The organism is Marinospirillum sp. (genome assembly GCF_044810985.1).
GTDB lineage: Bacteria > Pseudomonadota > Gammaproteobacteria > Pseudomonadales > Halomonadaceae > Marinospirillum.
Genome location: NZ_CP085242.1, coordinates 954,272 through 981,012, shown reverse-complemented (window position 1 = coordinate 981,012; position 26,741 = coordinate 954,272). Strand labels below are relative to the sequence as shown.

Sequence of the window (26,741 nt, the reverse complement as noted above, 5' to 3'; positions counted from 1 at the left end):
TGATCTATGAATATTCGACCCATTAAAACAGAAGCTGATTATCAGGCGACTTTGAAAGAGGTTGAAGGTCTTATGTCGGCTGAGGCTGGTTCAGCGGAGGGTGATCGACTGGATGTTCTGGTCACCCTGGTCGAGGCCTATGAGCAACAGCATTATCCTATCGACTTCCCTGATCCGATTGAGGCCATCAAGTTCAGAATGGAGCAACAGGGCCTCACGGTTGACGATCTCGTCCCTGTTATTGGTCGAAAAAACCGTGTTTACGAAGTGCTGGCTAGAAAACGCCCTTTGACACTTCGAATGATTGAGGGGCTCCACGAGGTGTTTTCCATTCCAGCGGAAAGCCTGATCAAACATAGCTCTCAGCGGGATAACTCTGCTGCATGAGCTTGTCAGCACCTGGGAACAGGTTAGGTGCTCCTTATCTGCGCAGCATTCGCAGCAACTTTGAGGGCATGACGGATAAAGGTTTTCCTTTCAATATCCCGGCGTTTCGTCACGGAATTGCTCTGGATCTGCCAACACCAGTGACCTTCTTTGTCGGGGAAAATGGCAGTGGGAAATCCACTCTTCTGGAAGCTCTTGCGGAAATCTGTGGTTTTAATCCTGAAGGTGGAAACCGAGACCATTATCGGGAGGCGAGGGAAGACCGGTCAGAGCTGGCGCAGGCTTTACGGCTCTCGTGGCTGCCTAAAATGACCGAAGGGTTTTTCATGCGTGCGGAGAGTTTCTACAACTTCGCAAGCTATCTCGACAGCGTCTCCAATTTCAAGGCTTACGGCGGCAAATCACTGCATCAACAATCCCACGGTGAGTCATTTCTGGCATTGTTCGAGAATCGGTTTGAACACGGGCTCTACATCCTTGATGAGCCGGAGGCAGCTCTGTCACCGCAAAGACAGCTTGCTTTCCTGAGAATTATTCATGAGCTTGAAGTCCCGCGCCATGCCCAGTTTCTGATTGCCACCCACTCACCAATTCTACTGGCCTATCCAGGGGCTACTCTGTATCAGTTTGAGGAAGATGGTATCCGGGAAGTGGACTACTATGATACTGATCATTACCAAATCACCAGGACCTTCCTGAATGGGCCGGAGCGAATGCTCAAGCATCTGTTTTCAGAAGAAGAGCCTGATGCCTGACCAGGCAGTTACCTTATTTATCTTACTCCCTTTCTTGATAGGGATCGTCGGTTGAACAGACTTGAAGCCGGGTTGCTCTTGCTTTTGTTCAGTGTTTGAACATCTGCGCAAAAATGCCATCCAATCTTTTCAAGCAGTTTAATAGGCCAAAGGGGAATGGGGTGATAGGTGATCGCACGGTAAATGTCTTTTTTGATGAAGTGATGCTGGGCCATGACCCACAGGTTGATTTACCTTTTATACCCAGCCGGGTGGAGAAACGTGTTAGGAGTGTCCTGCAGGGGCTGCATTTTAATTGGAGCTACCCCGAGCACCCTGGACGGCTGAGTGCCATCAAAAAGTATCTGGATGAGCACCCTATACCAGGCATTCACCTGGCCGCTGGCCCTAGCGCTACCTACGAACAGCTAAGCCGCGTCCATACCACATCCTACCTGGATCATATTTTCTCATTGGCAGGCGAAAGCGCTTGGCTGGATCGAGATACCACTGCTGTTTCACCCGGCAGTATCAACGCAGCCACCGCAGCGGCCGGTAATGCCATCGCGGCAGTGGAAAGCGTGGTCAATAAAAAATCACAAAGTGCATTTGCCTTGGTGCGGCCTCCGGGTCATCACGCTGAGTCGGTTCGGGCCAGAGGTTTCTGTTTGTTGAATAACGTTGCTGTGGCGGCGGCCCATGCCCAGTCGAAGTTGAACTGTGAGCGTATTCTGATCGTTGACTGGGATGTACATCATGGCAACGGCACGCAGGAAATATTCTGGGCGGACCCGGATGTGCTGTTTTTTGACACCCATTGTGCGGCACCCTTTTATCCCGGCTCCGGCCACCTGGACGAAGTGGGTGCGGGCCTTGGTGAAGGCTATACCATCAATGTTCCGCTCCCTGAAAGCTCCGGTGACATTGCTTTTGAGAAAGCCTATCGGGAAATACTGCTTCCGGCCGCACGATATTTTAAACCCGATCTGGTATTGGTCTCCGCTGGCTTTGATGCCCATCATAATGATATGGCCATGAACCTGACCTATAACGGTTTCAAGGTCATCACGCGCATTCTTCAGGACATTGCTGATGAACACTGTGATAGTAGACTCGTGCTGGTTTTGGAAGGGGGCTACAATCTGGTATCGCTTTCCCAGGGGGTTCATGCCGTGCTGGAAGTGCTGGCCGGAGGTGATGCAGAAAAACCATCTGAGTGTGGAGTGGAGGAGGTGGAGGCCGCTGAGATATTCCACCGCACGGCATTCAGTGATGATGTCTAAGCATGTAAGATGAAACTTTCTCGGCCTGTATTGGCTAGCTTGTACATAAGAGAGAACCCATATGAGCCTGAAAAATCACTTTGAATTGTTGGCTGCCTATAACCAGTGGATGAACTCAAAGGTTTATGAGACAGCAAGTCACCTCACTGCAGCGGATTTAGCCAAGGATCGCGGGGCATTTTTTGGCTCCATTCTGGGTACTTTGAATCATATTCTTGTTGCGGATACCATCTGGCTTCAGCGGTTTGCTTCACACCCGCCTTGCCGGAATTCCCTGGTCGAGGTTGCTGATCTTCCAACCCCAACGAGCTTGAACCAGCTGGTCTTTGATGATTTTGATGGCTTGGCTGAGCATCGCACCTGGTTGGATCGTAAAATTATCAATTGGGTTGCTGAATTGTCCGATAATGATCTGGATTCTGTTCTCAGTTATAAAAACAGCAAAGGGATTTCGTCCAGCAAACGCTATTCAAACTTGATTCTTCATTTCTTTAACCATCAAACCCATCATCGAGGCCAGGTTTCTACTTTACTGTCCCAGGCAGGTGAGGATATTGGGGTGACTGACCTCTTGGCTCAGATTCCTCAAGAAACGCCCTAACTTCTTCTTGCAGCCCAATCTCAGGCAGTATACGATTCATATATGTTTCGTATGTTTGAGGTGATTATGGGTATCGTAAAGATCAGTGATGAATTGCATGAAGAAATTCGCAAGGCCAGCTCGGTCATGGTGCGTTCCATCAACGCTCAGGCTGAATACTGGATCAAAATAGGTATGCTTGCTGAAGCCAATCCGAGTATGTCCTTTACTCAGATTGTGAGTGAGCAAATGCAGCGTGCAGATGTTGATGTAAGGAAGGTGGCCAGTGTCTGAGGTCACGCTGAAAAGCGCAGATGAGTTGCAGGTGATGCGTAAATCCGGGCGACTTCTGGCATCCGTTTTCAGTTATCTTGATAACCAGGTAAAGATCGGGATGTCCACAATGGATATTAATAATCTGGTTGAAAGGTATATTGTCGATCAGCTCAAAGCTCGTCCGGCCAGTAAAGGGCAATATGGTTATCAGTATGTGCTCAATGCCTCAGTCAATAATGTGGTGTGTCACGGTGTTCCTTCAACTACTCAGAAACTCAGGTCTGGCGATATCGTCAATATTGATATCACGCTTGAACAGGGCGGTTTTATCGCTGATTCCAGTAAAATGTATATGATTGGTGATGTGGCTCCATTGGCCAGGCGTTTGGTTGATAAAACCTATGCAGCCATGTGGGAAGGGATAAGGCTTGTTAAGCCTGGAGCCAGGCTGGGTGATATTGGCCATGCCATTCAACAATATGCTCAGAAGCATGGTTACTCGATTGTTCGGGAGTACTGTGGTCATGGTATTGGTCGTGAAATGCATGAAGGCCCCCAGGTCCTGCACTTTGGTCAGCCAGGTAAAGGTCTGGTCTTGCAAGAAGGTATGACCTTCACAATTGAGCCAATGATCAACCAGGGAAAGGCAAAAATTAAACGGAAGAATGATGGATGGACTGTTGTCACGGGTGATAAGAAATTGTCAGCCCAATGGGAGCACACCCTGGCGGTGACATCGAAGGGCTATGAAGTGCTTACGCTTCGGGATGAGGAGCTGAGCTGAGCTGAAGCCTGGTGTTCAAACATCAGTTAACCAGCCACTGGAAATAATTGATTAATATTCTTTGTCTTTTGGTGTTTCCTGTCCTACACCTGTCCTATGGAATCAACTTCCACACGAGCTTGATTCCCCGGGTTGCCCACCAGGAGAAACACCATGAAAATAAAAATTCTCAACTATCTGCTGCTGTTCGTGGCAGTCTTATTCACTCCGCTGGTTGCGACAGCAAACGATTCCTCCGCCAAGTACACCCCTGATGTGACCTTTACCCTGCGCACGGCCATTGCCGATGGTCGTTTGGTCTATATTGGCCAGGGTGGTGAAATTGATGGCAAGGTTAACCCGACGCTGAATGTGGAGCCGGGTGCGATGGTGCAGATCAATATGATCAATGGTGACGGTGCCCTGCATGATATCGTTGCGCCGGATTTCAACAACGCCAAGTCGGATCAGGTGTCAGGGCAGGGTTCAAGCACTGTACTTGCCTTCCGTGCCAACCAGGAAGGTGAGTTTTTCTATTGGTGTTCAGTCCCCGGCCACCGTCCTGCCGGGATGGAAGGCAAGATCCTTGTCGGTGACGGGGACAGGGGGGCTGACACGGATGCCGAGGATATGACCCTGTCTCCCATGGACTTGCCGGATCCGATTGGTGATCGTGGCCCTACTGAGCTGGAGTACACCCTGGAAACAATAGAGCAGGTTGGTAAGCTGGATAATGGTTCCAGCTATAAGTTCTGGACTTTTGACGGCACCGTGCCAGGGCCAATGCTACGGATACGTGAGGGCGATACCGTTACAATCAACCTGAAAAACCCTGAAAGCTCCACCATGATCCATTCGGTGGATTTTCATGCTGTAACAGGCCCAGGTGGCGGCGCTGCGGTCACTCAGGCCGCACCGGGTCAGACCGAAAGCTTTACCTTCAAGGCATTGCAGCCGGGGCTTTATGTTTATCACTGCGCAACACCCATGGTGGCGCATCATATCACCAACGGTATGTACGGGATGATTCTGGTCGAGCCGGAAGGGGGCCTTGATCCGGTGGACCGGGAATTCTATGTGATGCAGGGCGAGCTTTATACTGCAGAGGATTTTGGTACCCGGGGCGAGTTGTCCTTCTCGATCGACAAGCTGCTGGATGAGGATTTTGAGTACATGATCTTCAACGGCTCGGTGAATTCGCTCAAGAGTACTCACAAGATGACGGCCCAGGTGGGTGAGACGGTGCGGATCTTCTTTGGCGTTGGTGGGCCAAACGCAACCTCCTCCTTCCATGTGATCGGAGAAATTTTCGACCGTGTTTATCATGAAGGGGCCTTGACCGATCCGCCGCTGCACAATGTGCAAACCACAACAGTGGCTCCCGGTGGTTCCACCATGGTCGAGTTTGATGTGGATTATCCGGGGCGCTATATCCTGGTTGACCACGCCCTCTCGCGGGCTGAACGCGGGCTGGCTGGTTTTCTGACGGTCGAAGGGGAAGCGGACAAGAGTGTCTTTGATGCCCACGGGAAGGATACCAGCGACCACTGATATTTTTAGGTACAATCAACCGGAAAACAAAACCCCGGGTCTTCGGATCCGGGGTTTTTCCATTGCTACAAATAGTTTATTCAAGAGGCTCTTTTGCTCGAAATTACTCCAGACATTCACCTGGCAGACTGGGAGTTTGACTTTCAGCCGATTCGTGCCCAGGGTGCAGGTGGGCAGAATGTGAACAAGGTTGCTTCGGCAGTGCATTTGCGCTTTGATATCCGGCGCTCGTCCTTGCCGCCTTTCTACAAGGAACGCCTGCTGAAGCTTTCTGACCAGCGGATTACTCAGGAAGGAGTAATCGTGATCAAGGCTCAGCGTTTTCGCACTCAGGAAATGAACAAGGAAGATGCCCTGCAGCGGTTGAAGGAATTGATTCAGGAAGCGGTTAAACCTGTGAAAGTGCGCCGGGCGACCCGGCCCACCAAGGGTTCCCAGCGGCGTCGGGTGGATCAGAAAACCCGGCGGGGTCAGATAAAGAACCTGCGGGGCAAGGTGGGTCCCTAAAGGTTAAGCCCTTGAAGCAGCACCAAGAGGAGGTCGCAAATGATTTCTTCTGACAAAACAACGGCTCTGGGCCCTGTTCTGGTGGCTTTTGCGGCTTTCTGCTGGGGGCTGTCGGGAGGGATTGCCGGTTTTTTGATGGCTCAGGGCTGGGATGCCCTGGTGGTGTCTTTTTATCGGGGTGCCATCGGGCTGGTGTTTGTTCTGGTCTGGTTGCTTTTGCGTTCCCACGCGAGTGGTTTGGGCGGCCAGCGTTTGTGGTTCTGGTCAGTGATAGCCGGTCTGGGTGTGGCGGGCAATTTTTCCTTTTATTTTCTGAGTATTTCCGAAGGCAGTGTCGCTGTTGCGGCCACCTTGATGTACTGCGCTCCCATTTTCGTTTTACTGGTTTCCTTTACGCTCAAGCTGGAAAGACCCACACCTTTTAAGTGGGTTGCGATTACCCTGGTTATGCTGGGTGTGGTGTTGCTGACCGAGGTTTATAAACTGGGATCTGGCAGTGTCACCCCTCTGGCTGTGGGGGCCGGTCTGCTTTCCGGGCTTTCTTATGCGCTTTTCATTTTCGGTTTCAAATTCGCAGCGCCGCATGGCAGCCCTCAGGCGATTTTGGCGATTGCCTTTACAGTCTTTGTCCTGTTGTTTGTTGCTCTGGGTGGTCAGGGTCAGGCGCTGGCTGTGTTGAGTGCTCCCAACTGGCCCTTGTTTGTATTGCTGGGGGTGTTGGGAGCCGGTTTGTCGTTCATACTTTACATCGTCGGCTTGAAGTCGACGCCTCCGGCTTTGGCAGCCATGGTGGCTATGGTGGAACCGGTGACGGCTTCGCTTTTCGGTGTGGTAATTTTGAGTGAAAATCTGGTGGCCGTACAGCTTTTGGGGATGGCACTGATTCTGGTGACCGTCACTGCTTTGAGTGTTTATTCCCGCACTTAAACTTTTGGGTGTTGTATGATGATGTTTTATAGACCCGAAGAGTTGCTATAACCATGCTGGAATCCATTCACCTCTGGGTCGGCCAGACCTTTTTGTCCTCCGGCGGCATGCGCTTACTTTTGCTGAGCCTGGTGCTGGTGGTTGTGCTTCTGGTGCTTCAGGGCCTGCTTTCCCGGCTGATTCGACGCAGCCTTTTGCCCAGTGAATCCAGGCGCAAATGGCTGGTACAATCGCGCAATGCTCTTTTACTCCTGGGTATTCTGGGTTTGTTCATGATCTGGGGTGAGGAGTTGCGCACTCTGGCCTTGTCGGTGGTGGCCATTGCCGTGGCTTTGGTGGTGGCCACCAAGGAGTTGATCCTGTGTTTGACCGGCAGTCTCCTCAAATCGGCCGCACGCACTTTTGATATTGGTGATCGTATTCAGATCAAGGATTTTCGGGGTGATGTGATTGATCAGAACCTGCTGACCACCACCTTGATGGAGGTGGGGCCAGGCAAACTGACTCACCAGCGCACCGGGCGAACCCTGGTGTTGCCCAATGCGCTTTTTGTTGCTGAGCCGGTCGTCAATGAAAGCTTCACCGGGGAATTTGTTCTGCATGTGTTCACTTTGCCCCTGCTGCGGACTGATCCCTGGCAAGAGACCAGAAACAAGCTGACTCAGGCAGCCGAACAGCAGTCGGCACCCTATCTGGAAGAAGCCAAACGCTATATGCAGCGGCTTTCAGGTCGTCTTGGCCTGGAGATTCCCAGTGTTGAACCCAGGGTTACTCTGCAATTTCCCGATGCGGAAGAAGTTCATCTGGTGGTCAGGGTGCCGGTAAGGGCCTCACAAAAAAGCTTTATTGAGCAGTCGATATTGAACCAGGTTTTCGTCGATCAGGATTCTGAAGCAATAAATGTAACGGAAAGTTGAAATATATTGCATAGAGTAGCAATATACTGCTGCTATTTTATATTTGCATACGCTGAACCAGGGAATATCTAGGTGCTGATCGATACTATGAGGAAAAGCCGTTATTTGAGGCGCGGGTTGGGCTTCATCGGCCTGGTCTTGCTGACTGCTTCTTACTGCTTCGCTCAGGAAGAGCCAGACTGGGTGATTAGCCAGGCAGGCCAACAGCCTTTATCCGAACATTTTTCCGTTTACCGTCATTCCGGTTCGTCCTTGAGCCTGCAAGCAGTGCAAGCTCTGGATGCTAAAGGCGCTTTTGAGCCTGCACAAACCGGAAAACCTGCTGCCACCAACTTTGGTTTGACTCGGGATGAAGTCTGGATGCAGCTGCGTTTTTCCACGCCAGAAGAGTTGCCTGAGCGTTGGCTGTTGGAAATTGCCCATGCCTCCCTGGATCGGGTTGAGCTTTACCTGTCGGTCAACCAACAGGATTATGAGTATCAGCGTTCAGGCGATCTGCTGACTTTCAGCCAGCGTTCTTTTCAACACCGACATCCGGTTTTTGATCTGACACTTCAGCCGGAAACAGATTACACCCTCTATTTACGGGTGGCCTCGGAAGGCACGCTGAGTGTGCCGGTGACTCTCTGGCGACCGGATGCCCTTTGGCAGCAGGATCAATTGAGCTATTCACTGCTCAGCGCCTATTATGGTTTGCTGGTTGCTCTGCTGGTTTACAACCTATTTCTTTTTCTGTCCCTGCGTGATCCTCTTTACCTCACCTATGTTGCCTTTATCAGTACCCTGGCGGTAGGGCAGGCGGGGTTGACGGGTTTCACCGGGCAGTTTATCTGGCCGGATAATGCCTGGCTGGCGCATTTGTCCCCCACAGGTGGGGTTTCCGCTGCGGGTTTTTTCGGCGCTCTTTTTGTGCACGGTTTTTTGGGCAATACGCCGCGTCGTTTACGCCTGGGCTGGTTGATGCCCATGATCAGTCTGGGTTATGCCCTGACCTTTCTGACGACGGTTTTCTGGTCTTATTACCACGGAGCCATTGCGGTTAACCTCATCTCTCTGGTGTTTGCTTTTACGGCCTTATCACTGGGGGCAGTCAGTTTTTACCATCGCCAACCGGGTGCGCGGTTTTTTGTTCTGGCCTGGGTGGCCTTGTTGACTGGGGTTCTGGTGATTTCCCTGCATAACCTGGGATTGTTGCCCTCCAATTTTCTGACCTCGAATGCCTTGTTGATCGGTTCGGCACTGGAAATGTTGTTGCTGTCTTTGGCTTTGGCCGATCGCATCAATCGGATTCAGCAGGCTCGGGATGAAGCCCAGGCTCAGTCCATTCAACTGCGCCAGGAAATGGTGGAAACCCTGGAGAAAAGTGAGCGCCAACTGGAAGAGCGGGTTGCGGAAAGAACCTCAGCTCTGGAGGAAGCCAATCGGGAATTGCAAAAAAGCCACCATCTGCTTGAATACCAGGCTCATCATGATGCCCTGACGGGCCTGGCCAACCGTAAACTGCTCAGTCAGCATTTCAAACAGGTTAAACGTCAGGCCGATGAACAGAATATGGGCTTTACCGTTGTCGTGGCCGACCTGGATAAATTCAAACAGATCAATGATACCTGGGGACACCAGGCAGGTGATGAGGTTTTGATTACCCTGGCGCGTCGTCTGCTGGCTGCTGTGAACCACCAGGATACGCTGGCTCGGGTCGGGGGCGATGAATTTGTGGCGCTGTTGCCGGGTTTGCAGGATCGCCAGCTGGCTGAGCAGTATTGCCAGCAACTTTTGAGAACGGCGATCGAGCCCATCGTTCTGAGCCAGGGAACAACAATCATTCCGGGTATCAGTCTGGGCTATGCCATCTACCCGCAAGACACCACGGATATTGATCAATTGTTAAACCTGGCGGACAAGGCCATGTATCAAAACAAATTGAGTAATACACTGGGGTTTAATTAACCAGATCTGGATTCACCTTTTTATATAAGAGGTGAGGCCTTAAAGGATGCCCTTCCGGCAGAGCTGGATGCTCGAAATGCTCGACAAATTCCATGCCCAGGCGTTGCATGACAGCCACGGAGGCATGGTTGCCCACAGCCGTAAAAGATAAAATTTCCTCCAGATGCAGCTGCTCAAACCCCACCTTGAGAGTAGCCTGCGCCGCTTCAGTTGCATAACCTTTCCCCCAGTGGCTTTTGGCCAGCCGCCAGCCGATTTCAATACAGGGCACAAAGGGCAGAGGGTCCGTGGGGGCGTGCAGGCCGGTAAAGCCGATGAATTCACCGGTTTCCTTAAGTTCCAGAGCCCAGAACCCCCAGCCCAACTGCCGGATCAACTCTTCACATAATTGCGCAATGCGGTCACTTTCCTCGCGGCCAAACGTCCTGGGGAAGTATTTCATGACCTCAGGGTCGGCATTCATGGCCGCAAAGGGCTCACGATCTTCAGGTTGCCATTGCCTGAGCAGCAAGCGGGGTGTTTCGGGTTGATATATAGTGGGCATTGGCCGGCCTTATACTTCCGTATTCATGGAACATTAAATATACATTAATTGCTTGCTATTTTTATCACAGCCTGCTGAGATTGATATTCAGGAACAGGAAAGAAACAGGATTCTCAGCTTAATAAGGAGTGATTAATGAACAAGGCCTGGATGTTTGAGGAGCTGGATTATCATAAGCGTTTGATTCCCCTCACTGTATTACCCCTTCTGGTACTTCTGGTTATTGGCGTGGCCTTGTTGGTTTATACCACGGGCGGCATCAAATATGTTTACTCCCATTCGATGTATCTTCCCATTGTACTCGCCGGGCTGGTCTTTGGCTTTAAAGGCGGTATTCTGGTCGGAGTGGTGGGAGGCCTGGTTCTGGGACCCATGATGCCGATTGAAGTAGCCAGTGGCGAAATGCAAGCCACCAAAAACTGGCTTTACCGTACCGGCTTTTTTGCCTTGATCGGTTTTCTCAGTGGTGTTGCCAGTGATGCCGCCAGGGCTTACCTCAAACACTTAAAATGGCTGGCTGAACGGGACAGTGAAAGCGGCCTGCCCAATCGTCAGGCTTTGTTTCGCCATCTGAGTGAGTTATCCCGAGTCAAAAATGATGGGGATGCTCTGTTTCTGGCGGTGATTTCTTTTGAGAATCTGGTTGAGCTGAAATCCTCCTTTGGTTATGGAGTGATTGCCAAAGCCGTGGTGCAGATTGATCAGAAACTAAGGCAGCGTATAGAAGACCGGGAAGTTTATCGCACGGCTCCAGAACAACTGGCTGTGTTGATCAAAGCGGATGAACACAAGTTGAATTCAGTTCTTTACAGCCTGGCCGAAGACCTGCAAGAACCTTTGAAGTATGAAAATATTTCTGTGCATCTGGATACCCGTATGGGCTGTGTGCAACTGGGTGAGCTGAGTGAACAATCAGAAACCTACCTGCAGCGCGCCGAGACTGCTTTGATTGTTGCTCAGGAAAAGGTGCAGGACAGTGTTGTTTATTCCCCGGAAATTCTTTCTGCCACCCGTGAGAATGTGTCTCTTCTTGGCGAGCTGAAGAAGGCACTGCGCTCGGGCGAGGTTTCCATGCATTACCAGCCCAAGATTCATATACCCACCAGCCAGGTTCACAGTGTTGAAGCCCTGATGCGTTGGCAGCATCCTACGCGGGGCAATATTCCCCCCGGAGATTTTATTCCCCGCGCTGAGCAGAGCACCCTGATCAACACGATTACCGAATTTGCTCTGGATCAGTCCTTGCAACAACAATTGGCTTGGCAGGAACAGGGTATTCACCTGCCGGTTGCTGTGAATATTTCCACTCGCAATCTGCTGCAACCAGGGTTTTCGGACAAGGTTTTGGAACTGCTCAATAAATATGGCCTGAAAGGTGAAAATCTGGAACTGGAAGTGACTGAAGGGGCGCTGATGATGGACATGCAGCGCACCCTGGATGAACTGGCCAAATTGGATGATCTGAAAATCATTATTTCCATTGATGATTTCGGTACCGGCTATTCTTCTTTGCAATACCTGCATAGTCTGCCTATTTCCCTGCTCAAGATAGACCAATGCTTTGTACGCCGACTTCCGGGTGATGAAGGAGCTGCCCATATTCTGGAAGCCGCCATTACCCTGGCTCACAAGATGGGCATTCGTGCCATTGCTGAAGGAGTGGAAACCCTGGAGGTTTATGACTTTCTGGCCGACCTGGGCTGTGACTTTGCGCAGGGCTACCTGATGTCCCGGCCCTTGCCCGCGAAACACTTCACCAGCTGGTATCAGCAGTGTAATGGTCGCTATGCCTGCTGGGGAGGGCTTTAAAGTTAGCTATTGATATCTAAGCCTATTCTTCGGGCCATTCTTTTAGCATGCGATCAAGCTGATGAATCAGGTGTTTGTAACTTTTATCTAAATCCAGTGGCATAGCAAAGCCTCCAACATCTTTGTCGATCCGGCCACCATGCCAGGCTGGTTGCAGAAAGTTGTCAGCTTCAACCCGGTGGCACATCTGGTTACGGCACTACGGGCACTACTGGCGGGTGAGGCGACCTTCGGTGTCATTAGTCTCGCACTGATTGCTCCAGCCGTACTCCTGGCAATCTTTGGCCCAATAACCATGCTGCTCTATCGGCGTCAGCGTTAAGCAGGCTTTGAGGTGACGGGCTTTTGTAATTCTTGCCTGCACGGATCACGTTGGATCAGTTAGGGGCAGACAGGATATCCAGTTACCTGAATAAAAGCTGACCTAACCCCTGGTGAGCCTTAAGAAATACGGGCGATAACCTTGATTTCAAAATCAAAACCAGCCAACCAGTTGACCCCGATTGCTGTCCAGTTCGGGTAAGGCGGTGCACTGAATACTTTCTGTTTGACCTCCATAATGCTGCCGAACTGCTTCTCCGGATCGGTGTGAAAGGTTGTCACATCAACGATATCGTCGAATGTGCAGCCGCCAGCAGTCAGGGTGGCCTGCAGGTTTTCAAAGGCGAGCTCGACCTGGCGAGCAAAATCAGGCTCAGGACTGCCGTCTTCACGGCTGCCAACCTGGCCGGATACAAACAGCAGATCGCCGGAACGAATTGCCGCTGAATAACCGTGTTCTTCATAAAGTGCGTGTCTGTTGGCGGGAAAAATTGCTTCACGTTGGGGCATGGTCTGGGCCTTATTTCAATTGGTAACTGTGGATTGCACTGATATACTGAAACTACATACGTAGCGTATATAGAATGATTGCATACGCTGCGTATGTCAAGTTTATATACGCAGTGTATGTGGAATAACTAGAGGAAGAACAGTTGAATAAACGCGCTCAAACCATGGCAGAAAACCGTGCCAAGCTAGTTTCGGCGGCAAGAAAAGCTTTTGCAGAAAAAGGTTATGCAGCGGCATCCATGGACGACCTCACTGCCGAAGTGGGTTTGACAAGAGGTGCGCTCTACCACAATTTTGGAAACAAACGCGGGCTTTTAGCTGCCGTGGTAGAACAAATTGATACTGAAATGGCACTGCGTGCAAATGCAGTGGGTGCGGATGCGGAGGATGCTTGGCAGGGATTACTTGCAGAGGGTGTTGCTTATATACGCATGGCACTTGACCCTGAAGTACAGCGCATTGTATTGCTGGATGGGCCTGCCGTGTTGGGTGATCCTTCACAATGGCCCAGTCAGAACTCTTGCCTGGAAGTGACCCGACAAAGGGTAGAAGGACTTATCACTCAAGGTATTCTGAAACCTGTTGACCCTGAAGCTGCTGCCAGACTGCTTAGCGGTGCCGCACTCAATGCAGCCTTGTGGATTGCAGCCAGCGACACACCCCAGGAGGTCACCCCCAAGGCTGTCGAAGCCTTTCAGCTTCTGGCATCCGGCCTGTTGGAAAAAGGAAATGCGCAAATTTGATCTTTATCTTGCCAATAAAAACTATTCGTCCTGGTCTTCAACGACTAAATCAAAATCCATTTGTGAGCTCAATGAGCTGGCGAATTTTTGATATCCTGATTGGAAGTATCATGATTTTGGTAGCGATTTCTCTGATGCCTCAATAATATAAAATTTTACAGGAGAGCTGCACATGGCTTCTACAGTGAAAGGCCCGGATGGCGAGTCCCGCTGCGGCTGGTGTGGCAGTATTCCTGAGTTTTTTGACTACCATGATAACGAGTGGGGTTATCCGGTTGATGATGACATCCGCCTGTTTGAAAAACTTTGCCTGGAAAGCTTTCAGTCGGGTCTGAGCTGGCGCACGATTCTGGCCAAACGCGATAACTTTCGGGCGGCTTTTGCAGACTTTGATTTCAACCGGATGGCTGAGTTTGGCGCAGCCGAGGTGGAGGAGTTGCTGCAGGATAAGGGCATCGTCCGCCACCGGGGCAAGATCGAAGCCGTGATCAACAATGCCAAAAGAGCCCAGGAACTGGTTGAGCAGGAAGGTTCCTTGGCTGCTTTTTTCTGGCGATTTGAACCCAGGGAAGAAGATCTGCCTGAACCCCAGACTGTTTCAACCTCACCGGAATCTGTTGCCCTTTCAAAAGCCTTGAAAAAACAAGGCTGGAAATTCGTTGGCCCCACCACGGTTTTTGCCTTTATGCAGGCCATGGGGCTGATCAATGATCATGCCCATGGCTGTGTTTTCAGAAAAAAAGCCGAGCAGACGCGGCAGCGATTCAAAAGGCCGGGGTAAGCTGTCCTCCAGCTTCAACTGCTTGAGGAAATATCAGGACTCAGCGTATAATTTCCGCATCAACCTTTCCTTACTTCAATCAGGAGTCATGCCAATGATTTCAACACTCTGAACCCGTTTCTTTTTTGGTGTTACAGAGGTGTTATTCATGGCTGATTTGTGTATTTCCGCAAGGGGTTTGACCCTTGCTTTTGAACCCCATCCCCCGATTTTTTCTGCACTTGAGGTGCACTTGTTTTCAGAGCCGGTGGCTTTGATCGGTGCCAATGGTGTCGGTAAAACCCTGCTGGCTGAGTGCCTGGCTGGCGTTCGTAATCCTCAAGAAGGCAGCATAGAACACCAGGCGCCCGTGGCTTTCTTGCCTCAACAGGCCGTTGAACAGGAAGATCACCAGAGTGTCGCTGCTTTTTTGGGTGTTGAAGTCGCTTTGCAAGCCTTGCAGCGCTTGCTGGATGGCAAGGGGCGGGTGGATGATCTCTCGATTCTGGAAGATCGCTGGACTTTGCAAGAGGATCTGCAAGCTGAGCTGTCCGCTTTTCAACTGGAAGCTGGCTGTTTGTCCTTGCCGGTCAGCACCCTCAGTGGTGGGCAGTGTACTCGTCTTCATCTGTTGAAATTGTCCCGGCTGTCGAATACCTATCTTATTCTGGATGAGCCAACCAATCATCTGGATCAGGCTGGACGTCAGTGGCTGGCAGAGTGGATCTTTCAGCGTACACAGGGCACGCTGGTGATCACTCATGATCAGGCACTGCTGGAGAACTTCACCCAATTGCTGGAATTGCGTGCCGGTCAGTTATATCAGCATGGTCAGGGTTTTGCTGAATACCAACAGTCACGTAGCCAGATTCTTGAAAAAGCCCGTCAGGATAAAAACCAGGCGCGCATCACTTTAAAAAAAGAACGCCAGCAACAACAAACGGAACGTGAGCGCCATGAGCAGCGTACATCCAAAGGCCGTGCCAAGGCACGCAAGGGTGATATGCCAAAAGTTTTACTGGATGCCCGTAAAGAGCGCAGTGAAAACACCGGCGGGCGAATCGTTCAGAAGCATCAGGCTGTACTCAATGAAGAGTTACAGCGCCTTCAACGGGCTGAATCAGTGCTAGGGCAAGACAACCCTCTGGCTTTTCCTTTAACCGAACCGAAACCCGTCTCTGGCTGCCTGGTGGCAGTGCAAGAGGTTTGTTTGCCCTGGGTAACGGCTGGTTCCCCGCTGAACTGGCAGATAATGGCCGGTGAGCGCCGGTGGCTAAAAGGTGCCAATGGCAGCGGAAAATCAACTTTGCTTGCTGCAATCAGTGGTGCTCTTAAGCCTCTGTCCGGGCAAATTCACCGGCGTGGTTCATTACTTCGGCTGGACCAGCAATTGACGTTGTTGAACCCGAAGCAGAGTGCCCTGGCAAATTTTCAGCGCCTGAATCCCGGTTGGTCGGAGGCTGCTTACCGGGAGCGGCTGGCCTTGTTGAGATTGCGCGGTGACCGGGCCTTGCAACCCATCAGTCAACTCAGCGGGGGAGAGCGCCTGAAGGTTGCCCTGGCTTGCAGTCTGATGGGGCCGGAAACCGCGCAACTGGTACTGCTTGATGAACCTGATAACCACCTGGATCTGGACAGTCAGTCACTTCTGGCTGAAGTCCTGTCTCAGTACACCGGCAGCCTGATCCTGGTTACACATAGCGAGCCTTTTGCCTTATCCGTTGGGGTTGATCGACAAAGGGTTTTGGAATGATTGAACCCTGCTATTACTCACTTTAATGGAGTAAGCCTATGGCTGAAGCCACCTACGCCTGGACAGACTGTGTGATAGCGTACGTTCAGCAGACTGGGTTCTTGATACACTACACCACCTCAGAGGAAAGACTACCACCATGGCTTATATGATTTCCGGCGTGCTTCTCATCCTGATAGTGATGAGCGATATCGTCCGTACGACACTCACGACACAGGGTGAAGGCCTTATATCCTCTGTTGTATCCGGGCTATATCGAAGAATCGCCTCTTTGTTCATACGCGCTGGGCACAGGCCCTTTGAAGTCATTGGCGCAATGTCCATATCAACTCTGGCTTTAGTCTGGCTGGCCGGACTCTGGATCGGGTGGGTCCTGGTGTTTCTGGGAATACCGAATGCCATTGCGCATTCCGGTGAGGCGTCGGGGGTGGGCATATATGACGTTATCTATTTTGTGGGTTTCACCTTATCCACCCTGGGTGTCGGCGATCTTGCCCCCGCTACCCCGGCGGCACAGATGGCAACAGTCCTGGCATCGATCACCGGTTTGCTGATCGTGACTTTGGTCGTTACCTACGCCATTTCTGTGGTCAGTGCTGCTGTTGCCCGCCGGGTTTTAGCCTATAAAATTCACCTGAATGGGGGTGAAGAGAGTGAATTTCTGACGGAATTCCATGACCTGGAAGGTTTCGCCCTCTGGACAGGAGGCATTCGAAGTGACCTTATTGCCTGCACAGAACAGCGTCTTGCCTTCCCCATCCTGGATAATTTCGTCAGCAAGGACGAAAGATTTTCTCTGCCGGTGCAATTGGCCAGGCTGGGACTTATAACCTACCGGGCGAGTCGTAACGAAGATGCCACTCAGCAGACAAAGAAAGAACTCAATCAACTGCTGTCTGTACTTGACCGCTTCACCTTGCTTTCCGGCATAACCGACAGGGACATGTCGGACAGACTGGCGAAATTAAGACAACGCTAGGTCTGGACAATCCTTTTGGTGCAATACCTCTCTCCCTTGCTGGCTGCTGGTGCATTTTCTCTGCGTTTTTATATGTCATTTCCATGAAAAAAATCATTTAAGTCACTGACGTTATAATGGGTTTTCTGTTTCTGGCATCTCTTGTGCTCTGTCTTGTATACAAGTTAGAGCACAAGGTGATGACCCATGCAAAAACCTCCGCAAACAAGTGGCTGGACCTTGGCCGAATGGCAAAAAGCCCAGCAGGATGGCCAGGGATTGAGAAGGCTTCAGGTCTTGTTGACCTGCCTTGAAAAAGACAAAGATGTCGCCTGGATCAGTCGGATTGCTGCTGAATACCTGGAAAAGGAATGGCAGCAGCTTGATGCCAGAAAGCAGGCTGGTGAGCACCTTCCGCTTTTTGGTGTGCCTTTTGCCATAAAGGATAATATTGATGCCGAGGGTTGGATCACCACAGCCGCTTGCCCTGAGTTTGCTTATCAGGCCGAAAAGGATGCCGGGGTTATTGCTGAGTTAAGAAAGGCCGGTGCCCTTCTGATTGGCAAGACCAACCTAGATCAGTTTGCCACCGGGCTGGTTGGTACCCGTTCACCCTATGGTGCCGTTCCCAATAGTTTTAATCCTGATTATGTCTCCGGGGGTTCCAGTTCCGGTTCGGCCTCCGTGGTTGCCCGCGGTCTGGTGCCTTTTGCTCTGGGAACGGATACCGCCGGTTCCGGGCGGGTGCCTGCCGGGTTTAATAATCTGGTCGGTCTCAAACCCACCCGCGGTTGGCTGTCCACTTCGGGTGTGGTGCCTGCCTGCCGCACGCTGGATTGTGTTTCCGTTTTTGCTCTCACCGTTGAAGATGCCCTGCAGGTGGCTCGTCTGGCTGCAGGTGAAAGCCCTGATCCTACCGATCCCTGGTCGCGTGCTCACCCGCAAACCTCTCCCGTTGCATTACCAGAAAGACCCCGCCTGGCGATCCCTTCCGAGCTGGAATTTTATGGCGACACCCAGATGCAGGCGGCTTTTGCCCTGGCTCGCAGTCAACTGGAAGAAGTCGCGGATCTGGTGGAAATTGATTTCAGTGCCTTTGCTGATTTGGCTGCACTTTTGTATCAGGGGCCCTGGGTAGCAGAACGAACGCATGCCCTTGGTTCTTTGTTGGGAGAACACCCCGAAGCGATTGATCCCACTGTGCGCCAGATTGTTTCCCAGGGCGGCCAGTTTTCAGCGCTGGATTATTTTGCTGCCGAATATCGCCGCCAGGCTCTCAGTCGCCGTATTCACCGGCAGTTGGCTGAAGTGGATGCCCTGGTGGTGCCCACTTCCCCCCGAATTCGCACTCTGGCTGAAATGGAAAAGGAGCCGCTGGTCTACAACAGCCAGTTTGGCACCTACACCAACTTCACCAATCTGGCTGATCTTTGTGCGCTGGCCTTGCCTGCCGGTTTTCGTGAAGACGGTCTTCCCGTGGGTCTGACCCTGATTGCAGCCGCCTGGCAGGACACCGCCCTGGCTGAGTTCGGTCAGCGCTGGCAGGCCCACCTGGCTCTATCTCTGGGGGCTACAGGTCGTGAGCTCCCATCAACCCAGGAGGTTGTGCGTCCTCCGGCTCCCGATGCCGTTCGCCTGGCTGTAGTGGGTGCTCATCTCACTGGTATGCCGTTGAACTTTCAGCTGACCAGCCGCAATGCCCGCCTGGTGGAAGCCACTGAGACCGCGCCGGATTACCGGCTTTATGCCCTGGCCAATACCACGCCACCCAAACCAGGGCTGGTCAAAGTAGGCGATGCAGGAGCATCAATCAAGGTGGAGCTTTGGGATATCCCCCTGGCTCATTTCGGTGCTTTTGTTGCTGAAATCCCCGAACCCCTGGGGGTCGGCAACCTGACCCTGAAAGATGGTCGGGTGGTTAAAGGCTTTATTTGCGAGCCCCTGGCCCTGGAAAGTGCCACCGACATCACTCATCTGGGCGGCTGGCGCGCCTATATCGCTGAACTCAACAAGCAAAAGGAGGCTTCCGCATGAAGGCTGCAACTTCCCCCTATTTTTCCACCGTCCTGATTGCCAACCGCGGGGAAATTGCCTGCCGGGCCATTCGTACCCTGAAACGTCTGGGCATTCGCAGTGTGGCGGTTTATGCCGAAGATGACCGCAATGCCCTGCATGTGCGTGATGCCGATGTTGCTGTGGCCCTGAAAGGTCAGCGTGCGGATGAAACCTATCTGGATATGGACAAGATTCTGGCGGCGGCTAAAAACACCGGTGCCCAGGCGATTTTCCCCGGCTATGGTTTTCTGTCGGAAAGCGCCGAGTTTGCCGAGCGGTGTGATTTTGAAAATATAACCTTTATCGGCCCCACACCGGCCCAGATTCGCGATTTCGGCCTGAAACATCGGGCAAGAGCCCTGGCGGAAGCCGCCGGTGTGCCCCTGACCCCCGGCAGTGATCTCTTGCAGAGCGAAGCCCAGGCCCTGGAAGAAGCCGAACGTATTGGTTACCCCGTGATGCTGAAAAGCACCGCAGGGGGTGGCGGTATCGGCATGACCCGCTGTGAAGATGCGGCTGAACTGAGTGAAGCTTTTGAGCGCATCATTCGTTTGGGCCAGCAGTATTTCAATGATGGCAGTGTTTTTGTCGAACACTGTATTGATCATGCCCGCCATGTCGAAGTGCAGCTGCTGGGTGATGGTCAGGGCCAGGTGGTGGCTCTGGGTGAGCGGGATTGTTCCCTGCAGCGTCGTCATCAGAAAGTTGTTGAAGAAACCCCGGCACCGCGCTTGCCTGCAGCGACTCGTGAAGCGCTGATTAAAGCAGCAACCAGCTTGGGTGAAAGCGTCAACTACCGCAGTGCCGGAACCGTGGAATTTATTTATGACGCGGACAAAGATGCCTTTTATTTTCTGGAAGTGAACACCCGTTTGCAGGTGGAACATCCGGTGACTGAATTGACCACTGGCCTGGATCTGGTTGAACAGATGCTGGCCGTGGCTGCCGGTCAGGCTGATCTTGATGCTCTGCAACCCATCCAGCCGCAAGGTGCTGCCATGGAAGTGCGGATTTATGCCGAAAACCCTTTGAAAAATTTCCAGCCCAGCCCCGGCAGCCTGAGTGAAGTGGTTTTGCCTGTGGGCATGGAAGGCATTCGGGTGGATGGCTGCGTGGAAAGTGGCAGTGAGGTTTCTTCCGGCTTTGATCCTATGATTGCCAAGATCATTGCCTATGGCAAGGATCGTCAGCAGGCTTTGTTGCGTTTGCAAAAGGCTCTGGCGGATGCGCGTTTTTACGGTATTCCCACCAATCTGGAATATCTGCGGGCGGTGCTGGACGATGAAGCCTTTGCCGATGGGCTGGTGTCCACCCGAGCGCTGGAGAGTTTCACCTACACCAGTCGCAGTTTGGAAATCCTCAGCCCCGGCACCTACACCAGTGTGCAGGATTTACCGGGTCGCCTGGGTTACTGGGATATCGGTGTGCCGCCTTCCGGCCCCATGGATGACAAGGCCTTTGCCCTGGCCAATCGACTGGTCGGTAACCCCGCTGATGCAGCCGGGTTGGAAGCGACCCTGGTTGGCCCCAGCCTGAAATTCAATATCGACAGCCTGATTGCCGTCACCGGAGCCTGTGATGCCGCTACTCTGGATGGTGAACCCTTGCCCGGCTGGGAAGCAGTTGCCGTCAAAGCCGGTCAGGTTCTGAATCTGGGGCAGGGCAAACAGGGCTGCCGTTCCTACCTGGCTGTGCGGGGTGGTCTGGATGTGCCGGTTTATCTGGGCAGTCGCTCTACCTTTGCATTGGGCCAGTTTGGGGGTTTTTGTGGCCGCACCCTGAGGGCAGGCGATCAGCTGGAAATTTTGCCGGAAAGCAAAGACCTGCAATCACCCGCCAAAGCGCCTCAGGAACTGCTGCCCAAATACGGTCAGGAATGGCAGATCGGCGTTCTGCTTGGCCCTCACGGGGCACCGGATTTCTTTACCCAGGAAGCTTTTGAAACCTTTTTTGCCACCGACTGGGAGGTTCACTACAACGCTAATCGTTTGGGCGTGCGCCTGGTTGGCCCAGTGCTGGAATGGGCCCGAACCGATGGCGGCGAAGCGGGTCTTCATCCTTCCAATGTCCATGATTGTGAATACGCCATAGGGGCAGTCAACTTCACCGGCGACAGCCCGGTTATTCTGATGAAGGATGGCCCCAGCCTGGGTGGTTTTGTCTGCCCGGTGACCATTGCCAAAGCCGAATTGTGGAAAGTGGGGCAGGTCAAACCGGGCGATCAAATCCGCTTTGTACCCTTGAGTTTTGATGCTGCCCTGGAGCTGGATCGCCAGTGGCAAATCTCCATTGATCAGCTGCGCCCTTTGCCACAAAGCTGGCAGCAACTCCCGGTCAATACATCCATTACTGAGGTTTCACCCTGTGTCCTGGCCAGTCTTCCTGCCAGTGGCGAGCGTCCTCAGGTGGTTTATCGCCAGGCCGGGGATGGCTACATCCTGATGGAATACGGTGAGAACCTGCTGGATCTGACCACCCGCATTCGCGTCCACCTGTTGATGGAGGCGCTCAAAAGTCGCCAGGTGCCGGGTATAGAAGAGCTGGCACCCGGCGTGCGTTCTCTGCAAATTCGTTATGACGGCCATCAACTGCACCAGAATACCCTGATCGAACTGCTGTTGAAGCTGGAAACCACCCTGGAAGACCCCCGTCAGGTCAAGCTGCCCACCCGTGTGCTGCACCTGCCCATGGCTTTTGAAGATACCGCTACCCTGGAAGCGGTTCAGCGTTACCGGGAAACGGTGAAGGAAGACGCTCCCTGGCTGCCCAACAATGTTGATTTCATCAGCCGCATCAATGGCGTCAGCCGGGAAGAAGTGCAGGAAACCCTTTATTCAGCCCGCTATCTGGTGCTGGGTCTGGGCGATGTTTATCTGGGCGCACCCTGCGCTGTTCCGGTTGATCCGCGTCACCGTCTGCTGAGTTCCAAATACAACCCGGCCCGCACCCACACCGCAGAAGGCACCGTGGGCATCGGTGGCATGTATATGTGCATCTACGGTATGGATTCCCCCGGTGGCTATCAGTTGGTGGGGCGTACGCTGCCCATCTGGAACACCTGGCTGAAAAACCGCCAGTTCGCCCCGGATGCGCCCTGGTTGCTGCGCTTTTTTGATCAGGTCTGCTATTACCCGGTCACTGAGGAAGAACTGGACAGCCTGCGTGAGGATTTCCGGCATGGCCGTTTTGAATGCCGGATCGAGCAGGAAACCTTTGATGTGGCTGCTTACCTGAACTTTCTGGAACAGGAAAACACCGGCATTGCAGCTTTCAAGGAGCGTCAACAGGCCGCCTTCAAGGAAGAAGTCAGCCGCTGGAAGGCTGAAGACATTGCCCCACCAGCCATCACCCAGGCGGAAGAACCGGAAACCGGCGAAGGCCTGGCCGCCAACCTGACCCCGGTAAATGCCGAAATTGCCGGTAACGTCTGGAAGCTGCTGGTGGAGCCGGGCAGTCAGGTTCAGGCCGGAGACACCCTCCTGGTGCTGGAAGCCATGAAAATGGAGGTTGCCATCAAGGCCCCGGTGGCCGGTCAGCTGGATACTTTCAGCTGTATTCCCGGCAAAGCCGTGCGGGCCGGTGAGCTGCTGGCGGTGATTGATACCGATAAGGCAACCACCCAGGCCGGGGAGGTCGCCTGATGAGCCCGGCCAATTTTCTCAACAAGAACCCCAAAAACCTCCGGCGGGAAAACCTGGCGGACAAGATTCACAGCAAGATCAAAGAAATGATCTTCAACTTTGAACTGCTGCCGGGTGACTTCTTCAGTGAGGCAGACATCGCCGAGCGCTTTCAGGCCAGCCGTACCCCGGTGCGTGAGGCCCTGTACCGGCTGCGTCGTGAACACTATGTAGAGGTGCACTTTCGCAGTGGCTGGCAGGTCAAGCCCTTTGATTTCAAGGTGTTTGAGGAACTCTACGATGTGCGCATTCTGCTGGAAGCGGCCGCCATTGAGCGCCTCTGCGGAATGACTTCCACCCCGGAACCCCTGCAGGAATTACAGGGTTTCTGGCTGGTGGAGGAAAGCCGGCGGGTGACGGACATCCGCCTGAGTGACAAGGACCGGGAGTTCCACAGTCAATTGGTGGCTGCAGCCGGTAACCGGGAGATGCACCGGATTCATCAGGACATCAGCGAGCGTATCCATATTATCCGGCGGCTGGACTTCACCAAGGAATACCGCATTGAAGCCACCTACAACGAACATGCCGCCATTCTCGATGCCATCGGGCATCACCGCGAAGATCATGCCAAAAGGTTGATGGCTGCACATATAGCCGTCAGCCGGGATGAAGTCAGAAAAATAACAATACATATGTTGCAGGAGGCAAGAGCCAGGCACCTGGACGCCAGCAATGATGATTCCAATGACCCCTCTGAAACAAGCTGAAGCGGAGCAACATGATGAAACTACCTAATAAACTGAAAAAAATCGCCGTAACCACCAGCCTGAGCACGGCTATGGCCCTGGGAGCCACCCAAGCCTTCGCCCAGGACCCCATCAAGGTGGGTGTACTTCACTCCCTGTCCGGCACCATGGCCATCAGTGAAACCGTCCTCAAGGACACCATTGAAATGCTGGTGGAAAAACAAAATGCCGAAGGCGGCCTGCTGGGCCGTGAACTGGAAGCCGTGGTCGTGGACCCGGCTTCTGACTGGCCGCTGTTTGCGGAAAAAGCACGTGAGCTGCTGGATCAGGAAGAAGTGGATGTCATCTTCGGGAACTGGACTTCGGTTTCCCGCAAGTCCGTTCTTCCGGTTGTGGAAGAGCTGAATGGCCTGCTTTTCTACCCGGTACAGTATGAAGGTGAAGAATCCTCGGAGAACGTTTTCTACACCGGTGCAGCACCCAACCAGCAGGCGATTCCTGCGGTCAACTACCTGCATGATCAGGTGGGTGTTGAACGTTGGGTTCTGGCGGGTACGGATTATGTTTATCCACGTACCACCAACCGCATTCTGGAAGCCTATCTGAAGGAAGAATTCGGAGTGGCGGAAGAAGACATCATGATCAACTACACCCCCTTCGGTCATTCTGATTGGCAGAACATTGTCTCTGATATCAGCAGCTTTGGCAGTGAAGGCAAGAAAACCGCCGTAGTTTCCACCATCAATGGTGATGCCAATGTGCCCTTTTACACCGAACTGGGCAACCAGGGCATTGATGCCGCCGATATTCCCGTTGTCGCCTTTTCTGTGGGTGAGCAGGAACTGACCGGTATCGACACCGGCCCTCTGGTCGGTCATCTGGCGGCCTGGAACTACTTCATGAGCGTGGATACCGACGTCAACTACGACTTCATTGATGCCTGGATTGAGTACACCGGCGATGACATGGCGGTGACCAATGATCCCATGGAAGCTCACTACATCGGCTTCAACATGTGGACTGAGGCCGTTCGCAAGGCAGGAACCACTGAAGTGGAAGCCGTCAAGGACTCCATTATCGGGGTTACCGTGCCCAACCTGACTGGTGGTTATGCGGCCATGATGCCCAACCACCACATCACCAAGCCGGTGTTGATTGGCGAGATCCAGGACAACGGTCAGTTTGATGTGGTCTGGGAAACACCGTCCACCGTTGCCGGTGATGCCTGGTCGGACTATCTACCCGGTTCACGTGACCTGATTTCTGACTGGCGCAAGCCTCTGGACTGCGGCAACTTCAATGTCAAAACCGGTCGCTGCGGGGGCAGTGAAGCCACCGAAGACTAAGGCTGGCTGCTTGTAAAGGTGCCACTACCCTGTTGCTCCAGACTGGGGCGGCAGGGTAGAGGTCAGAAGTTTTCAAAAAAAGGATAGGGCTATGAGGCGTTTGTTTGCCTGTCTGTTTATCGGGATGCTTGTTGGCTGGACGGTTCCGGCTCTGGCTGAACCTGGTTCCTCTAATCAGGATATCCAGGGTCAGGCGTTGCTTGAGGCTTTGGATGTGCGCTCCTATGTGGACAAAAGCCAGGCCATCAACCAACTGATTGCCAGCAATCACCCCCGCACCCGCTACTGGTTGTCTGCTTTGTTGGATGGACGCCTGCAGCGGACGGATCAGGGTCACTTTGTGGTAGTGGTTGATAACCGCGGTCGCAGCTGGCCGGTTGAAGATGCCCTGAGCGGTGACGACCTGGGTGAGATGTCCAGACGCGATCTGGATCGGATAGGTATCAACAATGCTTTGCGTAATCAGTTGCGCAGTGCCCTGGCTGTAGTCGATCTCTACTCCTCACAAGTGGATCAGCGCCTGGCCTCGGCAGTCCGCTTGATGGGTGAAGTGGATGCCGATCTTGAAGAGGTCATCAGCAACCTTCAGGCGAAAGAAGAAAACCTCCAGGTGAAAAAACGCCTTGCCCAGGCACTGGCTATTTACCGTCTGGAAGAAAAGGGCGATCTTCAGGCCATCGAAACACTTCGGGGCAGTCTGCACAGCCGGGTCAGAGTGGCCCTTAATCGTGCTGCATCCGGGGATGATCCTGTGCTGGCACAGGAAGCCCAGATGGCTGTAAACAGCATTCAACAGAAATTAAAAATCAATGACATGGCCGAAACCCTGTATTTCGGTCTTTCTCTGGGTTCGGTTCTGGTTCTGGCTGCCATCGGTCTGGCAATCACCTTTGGCGTCATGGGCGTGATCAATATGGCACATGGCGAACTGATCATGCTGGGCGCTTATACCACCTGGGCCATGCAACAGCTTTTCCCCGGCCAGCCGGGCCTGGCACTGATTCTTTCTATACCCGCAGGCTTTCTGGTCTCCGCTCTGGCGGGAGTGGCGATAGAGCGCAGTGTGATTCAGTTCCTGAAAGGCCGCCCTCTGGAAACCCTGCTGGCAACCTTTGGTATCAGCCTGATTCTGCAGCAGTTGGTACGCACGGTGATTTCCCCGCAAAACCGAACCGTGATCACTCCGGAATGGATGAGCGGTTCCCTGATGATCAATGATGCTCTTTCCCTGACGCTCAACCGACTTTATGTGCTGGCTTTTGCTCTGGTGGTTTTCGGGCTGCTAATTTACATCATGAAGCGTACCCGTCTGGGGCTGGAAGTCCGGGCTGTCACCCAGAACCGGGCCATGGCCCGCTCCATGGGCATCAGGGCAACCCGTGTGGATATGCTCACCTTTGGGCTGGGTTCAGGGGTTGCCGGTCTGGCGGGTGTGGCCCTGTCGCAACTGACCAATGTCGGTCCCAATCTGGGCCAGAACTATATTATTGACTCCTTCATGGTGGTGGTCTTCGGCGGTGTCGGCAATCTCTGGGGCACTCTGGTGGCGGGCATGTCGCTGGGGGTGATCAATCAGGTGCTGGAACCCTGGGCCGGTGCTGTTCTGGCCAAGATCCTGGTACTCGTGTTCATTATCCTTTTCATTCAAAAGCGCCCGCGCGGACTCTTTCCGCAGAAAGGCCGGGCAGCGGGGGATTGATC

General features: G+C 52.9%; 24 protein-coding genes. 22 read left to right on the top strand and 2 right to left on the bottom strand.

Annotation, left to right across the window (positions count from 1 at the left end; translation table 11 throughout):
* Positions 1 to 6 precede the first annotated feature (6 nt).
* The 11 genes from LG323_RS04690 to LG323_RS04640 all read left to right on the top strand — a co-directional run bounded on the left by LG323_RS04690 (position 7) and on the right by LG323_RS04640 (position 9,872).
* A complete protein-coding gene (locus LG323_RS04690) occupies positions 7 to 387 on the top strand; it encodes a transcriptional regulator (protein WP_310697429.1) in 381 nt (126 codons plus the stop codon).
* Positions 384 to 1,142: an AAA family ATPase gene (locus LG323_RS04685; protein ID WP_404419483.1), complete on the top strand. Its 759-nt coding sequence runs from the start codon at positions 384 to 386 to the stop codon at positions 1,140 to 1,142. Before LG323_RS04690 ends, LG323_RS04685 begins: the two co-directional genes overlap by 4 nt.
* Before the next feature lie 161 nt (positions 1,143 to 1,303).
* Complete coding sequence (locus tag LG323_RS04680; RefSeq protein WP_404419481.1) at positions 1,304 to 2,404, top strand: histone deacetylase; 1,101 nt, start codon at positions 1,304 to 1,306, stop codon at positions 2,402 to 2,404.
* Between the two features lie 61 nt (positions 2,405 to 2,465).
* A complete protein-coding gene (locus tag LG323_RS04675) occupies positions 2,466 to 3,005 on the top strand; it encodes a DinB family protein (protein ID WP_404419479.1) in 540 nt (179 codons plus the stop codon).
* A gap of 66 nt (positions 3,006 to 3,071) precedes the next feature.
* Positions 3,072 to 3,278 (top strand): ParD-like family protein, encoded by a 207-nt coding sequence (locus LG323_RS04670; protein WP_404420109.1) that lies wholly within the window; start codon positions 3,072 to 3,074, stop codon positions 3,276 to 3,278.
* A complete protein-coding gene (map, locus tag LG323_RS04665) occupies positions 3,271 to 4,044 on the top strand; it encodes a type I methionyl aminopeptidase (RefSeq protein ID WP_404419477.1) in 774 nt (257 codons plus the stop codon). Before LG323_RS04670 ends, map begins: the two co-directional genes overlap by 8 nt.
* A 153-nt stretch (positions 4,045 to 4,197) precedes the next feature.
* On the top strand, positions 4,198 to 5,574 hold the full coding sequence (gene nirK, locus LG323_RS04660) for a copper-containing nitrite reductase (protein ID WP_404419475.1): 1,377 nt from the start codon (positions 4,198 to 4,200) through the stop codon (positions 5,572 to 5,574).
* A 93-nt stretch (positions 5,575 to 5,667) separates the two neighbouring features.
* Positions 5,668 to 6,081, top strand: coding sequence for an alternative ribosome rescue aminoacyl-tRNA hydrolase ArfB (arfB, locus tag LG323_RS04655; RefSeq protein WP_310697438.1), 414 nt, complete (start codon positions 5,668 to 5,670; stop codon positions 6,079 to 6,081).
* Positions 6,082 to 6,120: 39 nt separating this feature from the next.
* A complete protein-coding gene (locus tag LG323_RS04650) occupies positions 6,121 to 7,008 on the top strand; it encodes an EamA family transporter (protein WP_404419473.1) in 888 nt (295 codons plus the stop codon).
* Between the two features lie 53 nt (positions 7,009 to 7,061).
* Positions 7,062 to 7,925: a mechanosensitive ion channel domain-containing protein gene (locus LG323_RS04645; protein WP_404419471.1), complete on the top strand. Its 864-nt coding sequence runs from the start codon at positions 7,062 to 7,064 to the stop codon at positions 7,923 to 7,925.
* Between the two features lie 87 nt (positions 7,926 to 8,012).
* Positions 8,013 to 9,872: a diguanylate cyclase domain-containing protein gene (locus LG323_RS04640; protein WP_404419469.1), complete on the top strand. Its 1,860-nt coding sequence runs from the start codon at positions 8,013 to 8,015 to the stop codon at positions 9,870 to 9,872.
* On the opposite strand, the gene LG323_RS04635 is transcribed toward LG323_RS04640, so the two are convergent.
* Positions 9,865 to 10,416 (bottom strand): GNAT family N-acetyltransferase, encoded by a 552-nt coding sequence (locus LG323_RS04635; protein WP_404419467.1) that lies wholly within the window; start codon positions 10,414 to 10,416, stop codon positions 9,865 to 9,867. The genes LG323_RS04640 and LG323_RS04635 overlap by 8 nt on opposite strands.
* Positions 10,417 to 10,551: 135 nt before the next feature.
* Here LG323_RS04635 and LG323_RS04630 point away from each other — a divergent pair, with 135 nt between their 5' ends.
* A complete protein-coding gene (locus tag LG323_RS04630) occupies positions 10,552 to 12,225 on the top strand; it encodes a putative bifunctional diguanylate cyclase/phosphodiesterase (protein WP_404419466.1) in 1,674 nt (557 codons plus the stop codon).
* A 139-nt stretch (positions 12,226 to 12,364) separates the two neighbouring features.
* Positions 12,365 to 12,547, top strand: coding sequence for a hypothetical protein (locus tag LG323_RS04625; protein WP_404419464.1), 183 nt, complete (start codon positions 12,365 to 12,367; stop codon positions 12,545 to 12,547).
* A 119-nt stretch (positions 12,548 to 12,666) separates the two neighbouring features.
* Here the strand turns inward: LG323_RS04625 and LG323_RS04620 are convergent, their stop codons facing one another.
* Complete coding sequence (locus LG323_RS04620; protein WP_404419463.1) at positions 12,667 to 13,056, bottom strand: RidA family protein; 390 nt, start codon at positions 13,054 to 13,056, stop codon at positions 12,667 to 12,669.
* A 143-nt stretch (positions 13,057 to 13,199) separates the two neighbouring features.
* Between LG323_RS04620 and LG323_RS04615 the strand changes: the two genes are divergently transcribed.
* The 9 genes from LG323_RS04615 (at position 13,200) to urtB (ending at position 26,739) form a co-directional block, all read left to right on the top strand.
* On the top strand, positions 13,200 to 13,799 hold the full coding sequence (locus LG323_RS04615) for a TetR/AcrR family transcriptional regulator (protein ID WP_404419461.1): 600 nt from the start codon (positions 13,200 to 13,202) through the stop codon (positions 13,797 to 13,799).
* A 172-nt stretch (positions 13,800 to 13,971) separates the two neighbouring features.
* Entirely contained in the window at positions 13,972 to 14,580 is a 609-nt protein-coding gene (locus tag LG323_RS04610; protein WP_404419459.1) for a DNA-3-methyladenine glycosylase I, read from the top strand.
* A 148-nt stretch (positions 14,581 to 14,728) separates the two neighbouring features.
* On the top strand, positions 14,729 to 16,312 hold the full coding sequence (locus tag LG323_RS04605; protein WP_404419457.1) for an ATP-binding cassette domain-containing protein: 1,584 nt from the start codon (positions 14,729 to 14,731) through the stop codon (positions 16,310 to 16,312).
* A gap of 139 nt (positions 16,313 to 16,451) precedes the next feature.
* Complete coding sequence (locus tag LG323_RS04600; protein WP_404419455.1) at positions 16,452 to 17,291, top strand: ion channel; 840 nt, start codon at positions 16,452 to 16,454, stop codon at positions 17,289 to 17,291.
* Between the two features lie 186 nt (positions 17,292 to 17,477).
* On the top strand, positions 17,478 to 19,304 hold the full coding sequence (gene atzF, locus LG323_RS04595; RefSeq protein WP_404419453.1) for an allophanate hydrolase: 1,827 nt from the start codon (positions 17,478 to 17,480) through the stop codon (positions 19,302 to 19,304).
* Positions 19,301 to 22,966 (top strand): urea carboxylase, encoded by a 3,666-nt coding sequence (gene uca / locus LG323_RS04590; protein WP_404419451.1) that lies wholly within the window; start codon positions 19,301 to 19,303, stop codon positions 22,964 to 22,966. Before atzF ends, uca begins: the two co-directional genes overlap by 4 nt.
* Positions 22,966 to 23,715 (top strand): GntR family transcriptional regulator, encoded by a 750-nt coding sequence (locus tag LG323_RS04585; protein WP_404419449.1) that lies wholly within the window; start codon positions 22,966 to 22,968, stop codon positions 23,713 to 23,715. Before uca ends, LG323_RS04585 begins: the two co-directional genes overlap by 1 nt.
* A gap of 11 nt (positions 23,716 to 23,726) precedes the next feature.
* Entirely contained in the window at positions 23,727 to 25,040 is a 1,314-nt protein-coding gene (gene urtA, locus LG323_RS04580) for an urea ABC transporter substrate-binding protein (RefSeq protein ID WP_404419447.1), read from the top strand.
* A 91-nt stretch (positions 25,041 to 25,131) separates the two neighbouring features.
* Positions 25,132 to 26,739 (top strand): urea ABC transporter permease subunit UrtB, encoded by a 1,608-nt coding sequence (gene urtB, locus LG323_RS04575; protein WP_404419445.1) that lies wholly within the window; start codon positions 25,132 to 25,134, stop codon positions 26,737 to 26,739.
* Positions 26,740 to 26,741: the final 2 nt, after the last annotated feature.

Coding starts and splice junctions, on each gene's coding strand:
- LG323_RS04675 (WP_404419479.1), top strand. CDS start 2,466: ATGAGCCTGAAAAATCACTTTGAATTGTTGGCTGCCTATAACCAGTGG.
- LG323_RS04630 (WP_404419466.1), top strand. CDS start 10,552: ATGAACAAGGCCTGGATGTTTGAGGAGCTGGATTATCATAAGCGTTTG.
- LG323_RS04670 (WP_404420109.1), top strand. CDS start 3,072: ATGGGTATCGTAAAGATCAGTGATGAATTGCATGAAGAAATTCGCAAG.
- LG323_RS04635 (WP_404419467.1), bottom strand. CDS start 10,416: ATGCCCACTATATATCAACCCGAAACACCCCGCTTGCTGCTCAGGCAA.
- LG323_RS04640 (WP_404419469.1), top strand. CDS start 8,013: ATGAGGAAAAGCCGTTATTTGAGGCGCGGGTTGGGCTTCATCGGCCTG.
- urtA (WP_404419447.1), top strand. CDS start 23,727: ATGATGAAACTACCTAATAAACTGAAAAAAATCGCCGTAACCACCAGC.
- LG323_RS04620 (WP_404419463.1), bottom strand. CDS start 13,056: ATGCCCCAACGTGAAGCAATTTTTCCCGCCAACAGACACGCACTTTAT.
- LG323_RS04585 (WP_404419449.1), top strand. CDS start 22,966: ATGAGCCCGGCCAATTTTCTCAACAAGAACCCCAAAAACCTCCGGCGG.
- LG323_RS04650 (WP_404419473.1), top strand. CDS start 6,121: ATGATTTCTTCTGACAAAACAACGGCTCTGGGCCCTGTTCTGGTGGCT.
- LG323_RS04625 (WP_404419464.1), top strand. CDS start 12,365: ATGCCAGGCTGGTTGCAGAAAGTTGTCAGCTTCAACCCGGTGGCACAT.
- LG323_RS04610 (WP_404419459.1), top strand. CDS start 13,972: ATGGCTTCTACAGTGAAAGGCCCGGATGGCGAGTCCCGCTGCGGCTGG.
- atzF (WP_404419453.1), top strand. CDS start 17,478: ATGCAAAAACCTCCGCAAACAAGTGGCTGGACCTTGGCCGAATGGCAA.
- LG323_RS04690 (WP_310697429.1), top strand. CDS start 7: ATGAATATTCGACCCATTAAAACAGAAGCTGATTATCAGGCGACTTTG.
- LG323_RS04685 (WP_404419483.1), top strand. CDS start 384: ATGAGCTTGTCAGCACCTGGGAACAGGTTAGGTGCTCCTTATCTGCGC.
- urtB (WP_404419445.1), top strand. CDS start 25,132: ATGAGGCGTTTGTTTGCCTGTCTGTTTATCGGGATGCTTGTTGGCTGG.
- LG323_RS04645 (WP_404419471.1), top strand. CDS start 7,062: ATGCTGGAATCCATTCACCTCTGGGTCGGCCAGACCTTTTTGTCCTCC.
- LG323_RS04600 (WP_404419455.1), top strand. CDS start 16,452: ATGGCTTATATGATTTCCGGCGTGCTTCTCATCCTGATAGTGATGAGC.
- uca (WP_404419451.1), top strand. CDS start 19,301: ATGAAGGCTGCAACTTCCCCCTATTTTTCCACCGTCCTGATTGCCAAC.
- LG323_RS04605 (WP_404419457.1), top strand. CDS start 14,729: ATGGCTGATTTGTGTATTTCCGCAAGGGGTTTGACCCTTGCTTTTGAA.
- nirK (WP_404419475.1), top strand. CDS start 4,198: ATGAAAATAAAAATTCTCAACTATCTGCTGCTGTTCGTGGCAGTCTTA.